The sequence below is a fragment of the Parafilimonas sp. genome (genome assembly GCF_051953455.1).
Lineage (GTDB): Bacteria > Bacteroidota > Bacteroidia > Chitinophagales > Chitinophagaceae > Parafilimonas.
Window position 1 is genome coordinate 1 of the sequence record NZ_JBQCIT010000052.1, and the last position, 6,749, is coordinate 6,749.

5 protein-coding genes are annotated in these 6,749 nt (G+C 40.7%); 2 read left to right on the top strand and 3 right to left on the bottom strand.

From position 1 onward, the window contains the following. The coding region (locus ACTHN6_RS18585; protein ID WP_440437277.1) for a 4-alpha-glucanotransferase at nucleotides 1-2,540 on the top strand (2,540 nt) is incomplete at its 5' end. Nucleotides 2,541-2,575: 35 nt separating this feature from the next. On the opposite strand, the gene ACTHN6_RS18590 is transcribed toward ACTHN6_RS18585, so the two are convergent. Then, complete coding sequence (locus ACTHN6_RS18590; RefSeq protein ID WP_440437278.1) at nucleotides 2,576-4,225, bottom strand: CTP synthase; 1,650 nt, start codon at nucleotides 4,223-4,225, stop codon at nucleotides 2,576-2,578. 391 nt (nucleotides 4,226-4,616) lie between these two features. Between ACTHN6_RS18590 and mdh the strand changes: the two genes are divergently transcribed. Beyond that, on the top strand, nucleotides 4,617-5,546 hold the full coding sequence (gene mdh / locus ACTHN6_RS18595; protein ID WP_440437279.1) for a malate dehydrogenase: 930 nt from the start codon (nucleotides 4,617-4,619) through the stop codon (nucleotides 5,544-5,546). Between the two features lie 142 nt (nucleotides 5,547-5,688). Here mdh and rpsG read toward each other — a convergent pair whose 3' ends face one another. Beyond that, nucleotides 5,689-6,156 carry a 30S ribosomal protein S7 gene (gene rpsG, locus ACTHN6_RS18600; RefSeq protein WP_090657162.1) on the bottom strand — a complete coding sequence of 156 codons (468 nt, stop codon included), beginning with the start codon at nucleotides 6,154-6,156 and terminating at the stop codon, nucleotides 5,689-5,691. A gap of 23 nt (nucleotides 6,157-6,179) precedes the next feature. Next, nucleotides 6,180-6,560: a 30S ribosomal protein S12 gene (rpsL, locus tag ACTHN6_RS18605; RefSeq protein ID WP_090657165.1), complete on the bottom strand. Its 381-nt coding sequence runs from the start codon at nucleotides 6,558-6,560 to the stop codon at nucleotides 6,180-6,182. Between the last annotated feature and the right edge of the window lie 189 nt (nucleotides 6,561-6,749).

Consider the following 6,749-nt stretch of genomic DNA (forward strand, 5'->3'; position numbering starts at 1 on the left):
AGTACAATTATATTTTAAAGAATCAAGATGGTTCGGTTATGTACGATTGGGGCAATGATAAAAAACTCATGCCCGGTTTATTTAAATATGAAGAAGTATTAATTGCCGATTCGTGGAATTTTGCCGGTTATTACGATAATGCATTTTATACCGAACCTTTTCAAAATGTATTACTGAAAAACAATCATGCTGAAGTAAAAATTAAAGAGCCCAGGAAATTTACACACCAGTTCAGGATAAAAGCACCCTTATTAAAAAAGGGAGAAACCATTTGCCTCCTGGGCTCTGCCGCAGAAACAGGAAAGTGGACGGCAGAAACTCCTGTCTTGTTAAGCAGGAAAACAGGCGAAGATTTTCACAGTGTTTCACTTGATCTTACCAAAGTCGATTTCCCGCTTATATATAAATATGGCGTTTACGATACCATTAGTGAGAAATTCCTTCGTTATGAAGATGGCAAAAACCGGATACTCTTCCAGGCGCATGCGGCTGCTAAAAACAAAATAAGCATCGTTAACGACGGGTTTATTATTCTGCCCGATAATACCTGGAAAGGCGCCGGCGTTTCCATACCGGTATTTAGTTTAAGAAGCAAGAACAGTTGGGGCGTTGGTGAATTTGCTGATATAAAATTGTTGGTTGACTGGGCCAAAAAAACCGGCCTGCAGTTAATACAAATATTGCCGGTGAATGATACCAATGCAACCGGCACGTGGAGCGACTCTTACCCTTATGCCGCTATTTCAGCCTTTGCATTGCATCCTATGTATATTAACCCGGATGCGCTTGCCACTAAGAAAAATAAAAAATTATTAGATGCAGCTAAAGAAGAAAGACTGGCCCTTAATGAAAAAGATACCGTGGATTATGAAGGAGTAAACAATTTGAAATGGAAGCTGCTGAAAGAAATTTATGCGCTGCAGAAAAAAGAAACTTTTGCCTCGGCCGCTTTCAAAGCCTTTTATAAAAAGAACCAGCATTGGCTGGCTCCATATTCGGCCTTTTGCTATTACAGGGATTTGTATAATACCTCCGATTTTAATAACTGGCCGGCTCACAAAATCTTTGACGCAGATGAGGTAACCAAATTATTCGATAGTGCAAAAACGGCTGACGCGGTTTTACTGCATTGTTTCATACAATATCATTTGCATTTGCAACTGCAGGATGCAACGGCGTACGCACATGCAAAAGGTATAATCATTAAAGGCGATATTCCAATCGGCATTTACCGTTATGGCGCAGATGCCTGGCAGCACCCTGATTTGTTTAACATGCATTTACAATCCGGTGCACCGCCGGATGATTTTGCCGTAAAAGGACAGAATTGGGGTTTTCCTACTTACAACTGGCAGAAAATGGAAGCCGATCATTTTGCCTGGTGGCGCCAGCGTTTTGAACAGATGAGTTATTATTTTGATGCTTTCCGCATAGATCATATTCTTGGTTTCTTCCGCATCTGGAGCATTCCCATGCATGCGGTAGAGGGCATTATGGGACATTTTGAGCCATGCATACCTGTGCATGTGCACGAGTTTCATAAAAGAAATATTTGGTTTGATTATGTGCGTTATAGCAAACCTTATATTACCGATCAACTGCTGCATGATGAGGTAGGCGATGAAGCTGCACACTTCAAACAAACATACCTGAAAGCTAATGAGGACGGCACTTACAGCCTGCTCGACGAATATGCAACACAACGAAAGGTAGAGGAACACTTTACGGCATTTGAAACGGCCGAACCTGATATTTGGATAAAGCAAAAATTATTTGACCTTATTTCCAATGTTATTTTATTTGAAGCAGAAGGCACAAACGGGCAGCAGTTTCATTTTCGCTTTTCAATTGAGACAACCAAATCATTTCAATATCTCGACCAGCATACACAAAACCAGTTAAAGGAACTATACACTGATTATTTCTTTCGCCGGCAGGATGAATTCTGGAGAAAAGAAGCGCTTAAAAAACTGCCCGCTTTGAAGCGCTCAACCAATATGCTTATTTGTGGTGAAGACCTTGGCCTCGTGCCGGGTTCCGTTCCTGAAGTAATGAAGCAACTTGGTTTGCTCAGCCTTGAAATTCAACGCATGCCCAAGCAGATTGAGCGCGAATTTTTTCATCCGGATGATGCACCCTATTTAAGTGTTGTGACGCCATCCACACATGACATGAATACTATTCGTGGCTGGTGGGAGGAAGACCGCGCAAAAACGCAGCGTTTCTTTAATTACCAGCTTGGCCAGTGGGGCGATGCGCCTTATTTCTGTGAACCATGGATTAACCGTGCAGTTATAATTCAGCATTTATATTCACCGGCTATGTGGAGCATTTTCCAGTTGCAGGACATTCTCGGCATGAGCGAAGAACTACGCAGGCAGAATCCGAACGAAGAACGCATTAATGTACCGGCCATTCCAAAGTATTACTGGCGTTACCGCATGCATTTACTGCTTGAAGATTTATTAAATGCTGATATGTTTAATGCAGAATTGCATGGCAATATAGAAGCCTGCGACAGAACAGTTGAAGGAGCATGAACCTCTCTTCATTTGCGAAGAGAGGTTGATTAAGCTTATATCATTTCGCTTTGCAGCAAAGGATTTTTTATTTCACTGCGCATTTCATTATAATTTTTAGCAGCGGCAACAAATTCAACAAATAAAGGTGCTGGTTTTTCAACCGTGCTCTTTAATTCGGGATGGTATTGAACGCCGATAAAGAAAGGGTGATCTTTTACTTCCAGTATCTCAACAAGGTTTGTATCGGGGTTAATGCCACTTGCTATCATGCCGTTCTTTTCAAACTGGTCAAGGTATTTATTATTGAATTCATAACGGTGACGATGTCTTTCGCTTATTAATGTTTTATCATAAATGCGATGCGCCAATGTGCCCGGTTTTATTTCGCATGGATAAGCACCTAACCGCATGGTGCCGCCCAGCTTTTTAATTTTCTTTTGTTCTTCCATCATATCTATAACCGGGTCAGGTGTTTGCAGGTCCATTTCTGTTGAATGTGCTTTTTCAATACCCAGCACATTGCGGGCAAATTCAATGGCAGCCATTTGCATGCCTAAACAAATACCAAAGAAAGGGAGATTATTTTCACGGGCATATTGCACGGCAATAATCTTTCCTTCAATGCCACGCTTGCCAAAACCCGGCGCAACCAGTAAGCCATCAAGAGGTTCGAGCTTTTCTTTTACATTCTGTTTGTTTAAGCTTTCACTATGTACATCTATCACGTTTACTTTTACTTCATTCATAGCACCCGCATGTATAAAACTTTCCAGGATAGATTTATAAGCATCCTGCAGTTCCATATACTTGCCAATAAGTCCAATATTTACTTTACTCTTCGGGTATTTCAGCTTATCAAGAAAAGCTTTCCAGTTTTTAAGGTCTGCTTCGGGAACAAGTGTTGTATTTAATTTTTTTAAAGTAATTATATCAAGCTTTTCACGCAGCATGGTAAGCGGAACTTCGTAAATAGTGGAAGCATCCATTGCTTCAATAACGGCCTCCGGCTTTACATTGCAGAACAAAGCAATCTTTTTCTTTAAATCATTATTCAAAGGCTCTTCTGTTCTGCAAACAATAATATCAGGATGCACACCCGTTTCACTCAGCATCTTTACACTGTGCTGCGTTGGTTTTGTTTTTAATTCTTTGGCTGCACGCAAATAAGGGATTAAAGTAAGATGAATAACGCACACATCACCTTCAGGCAATTCCCATTGCAACTGGCGCACCGCTTCTATAAACGGCAGGCTTTCAATATCACCAACCGTACCACCAATTTCAGTAATTACAATATCGTAATTGCCATCGTTGCCCAGCAATACCATGCGGCGTTTTATTTCATCCGTAATATGCGGAACCACCTGAACGGTCTTTCCTAAAAATTCACCGGCACGTTCTTTATCAATCACGGTCTGATAAATCCTGCCTGTAGTAACATTATTTGCCTGTGAAGTATAAATATTCAGGAAACGTTCGTAGTGGCCAAGATCAAGGTCAGTTTCGGCGCCATCTTCGGTTACATAACATTCACCATGCTCATAAGGATTTAATGTGCCGGGATCTATATTTATATAAGGGTCCAGTTTTTGAATGGTTACCCTAAAACCCCTTGCCTGCAATAGTTTTGCAAGCGACGCTGCAATAATGCCTTTACCTAAACTGCTTGTTACACCACCGGTAACAAAAATATATTTTGCCATAACTTAATTATTTATAGTTATAATAATTTAATGTTTGAGCGCTGTGCCCTGGTGTTTTATTTTGTTACCGGCAGCAGTAAATCTGCTAAACATGATTGCGTCGCATCATTTGTACTGCATATATGTTTATTCAACAAAAAAAGAAAACCCGCACAGCAAATACTGTGTTTGTTTTCATCAATCTTATTTTATGATTAGATTTCCGGTGACCGGAGAGAAGAAATTTCTCAGTGGTCATGCAAAGCTAAAATATATTTCTTGCGTTTAAAAATTTCAATGTGAAAACTGCAATGAAATTGGAAAATTTTTTATTCTTCTTATGAAATGGGCAAACATATTTTTTGCGCTTACCTTTGCAGCCCAAAATGATTCTTCACCATAAAAATTATATATGAAAGTTACTGTTGTAGGCGCAGGCGCCGTGGGTGCAACCTGTGCTGATAACATTGTGCGTAAAGAGATAGCGCATGAAGTTGTATTGCTTGACATTAAAGAAGGTCTTTCCGAAGGCAAAGCCCAGGATATGATGCAAACCGCCGCCCTGCTTGGTTTTGACACACGTATCAGCGGCAGCACCGGCGATTATGCTAAAACTGCAAACAGCGATATTGTCGTTATCACATCAGGCCTGCCCCGCAAACCAGGCATGACCCGCGAAGAACTTATTGGGACCAATGCTGGTATTGTAAAAGGCGTAGTTAACAGCATTTTAAAATATTCGCCTAATGCCATCATTATTATTATCAGCAATCCGATGGATACTATGACTTACCTCGCGCTTACATCAAGCGAATTGCCTAAAAACAGGATAATTGGTATGGGCGGTGCTCTGGATAGTGCAAGGTTCAGGTACCAGTTGAGCCAGCATCTCGGCTGCAGCCCGGCTGATTTGAACGCCATTGTTGTTGGTGGTCATGGCGACACTACCATGATTCCTTTAATAAGCAAAGCAACATGGAACAGCGTTCCGGTTACCAAATATTTAAGTGAAGATCAGCAAAAACAAGTCGTATCTGATACCATGGTTGGGGGCGCCACGCTTACCAAGCTCATCGGCACATCTGCATGGTATGCACCCGGTGCGGCAGGCGCAGCTTTAGTTGAAGCCATTGCCAGGGATGAGAAAAAATTATTTACCTGCTGCGTTTATTTAGATGGAGAATATGGCCAGAATGATATTTGTCTTGGCGTGCCTGTGGTTATTGGTAAAAACGGCTGGGAAAAGATTGTTGAAATTGATTTAAATGAAGAAGAGAAAGCAGCATTTAGCAAAAGTGCAGATGCTGTGAGAAATATGAATGATGTTTTGAAAACATTATAAAGCATTTTTTCAATCAGGAAAGAGTTCATGTTTTATAACATGAACTTTTTTATTTTAACCACTGTTTTATTACACGTCGTAGATATTTATAAACAAAAAAAGCCCCGCAAATGCGGAGCTTTATTATAATGTAAGGATACTTTTATACTCTAAAGTGAGAGAAAGCTTTGTTAGCTTCTGCCATACGGTGCGTATCTTCTTTCTTTTTGAAAGCAGCGCCTTCACCTTTGCTGGCAGCAATGATTTCGTTAGCCAGTTTATCAGCCATTGTTTTACCATTGCGGTCGCGGCTGTAACGGATAAGCCACTTCATGCTTAAAGAAATTTTACGGTCTGCGCGTACTTCCGTAGGTATTTGAAAAGTTGCACCACCAATTCTGCGGCTGCGCACTTCTACAGCGGGCGTTACATTCTGTAAAGCTCTTTTCCAAATTTCATAACCGTTTTCGCCGGTTATTTTGCTCACTTTATCAACTGCATCGTAGAATATAGTGATTGAAGTACTTTTCTTTCCCTGCCACATTAGGTTATTCACAAAACGTGTAACCAGTTTATCGTTAAAACGAGCGTCTGGCGCTAAGGGTAATTTTTTTGCTTGTGCTTTTCTCATCGCTTATAATGATGAATATTTAATTATTTTTTTGCTTTTTCTTTCTTGGTACCGTATTTAGAACGGCTCTGTTTGCGGTCTTTTACGCCAGCAGTATCAAGGCTGCCGCGTACAATATGATAACGTACACCCGGTAAATCTTTTACACGGCCACCGCGAATAAGCACGATTGAGTGCTCCTGCAGGTTATGGCCTTCACCCGGAATATAGGCGATTACCTCAATTTTATTGGTTAAACGCACCTTTGCTACTTTACGCAGGGCAGAGTTTGGTTTTTTGGGAGTTGTAGTATAAACCCTTGTACAAACGCCACGGCGCTGAGGGCAGGCATCCAAAGCCCTAGATTTGCTTTTTGCCCTGATTATTTCACGGCCATTTCTAACTAATTGTTGTATTGTAGGCATTCTTAACCTTAATTTTTTGGGACGGCAAAGGTAATTGCAACAGCATTTAATTCCAAATAAATTGATACCTCTTCCTAAATTATTGGGAAAAACAAATAAAAACCAACATTTTCTTTACACTTTAAACAGCCATTCGTGCTTATCCGGAGTTTTACCAAGCCGGATTTGATCGAGCGCCTGCTTAACCTT

Coding starts and splice junctions, on each gene's coding strand:
- ACTHN6_RS18590 (WP_440437278.1), bottom strand. CDS start 4,225: ATGGCAAAATATATTTTTGTTACCGGTGGTGTAACAAGCAGTTTAGGT.
- mdh (WP_440437279.1), top strand. CDS start 4,617: ATGAAAGTTACTGTTGTAGGCGCAGGCGCCGTGGGTGCAACCTGTGCT.
- rpsG (WP_090657162.1), bottom strand. CDS start 6,156: ATGAGAAAAGCACAAGCAAAAAAATTACCCTTAGCGCCAGACGCTCGT.
- rpsL (WP_090657165.1), bottom strand. CDS start 6,560: ATGCCTACAATACAACAATTAGTTAGAAATGGCCGTGAAATAATCAGG.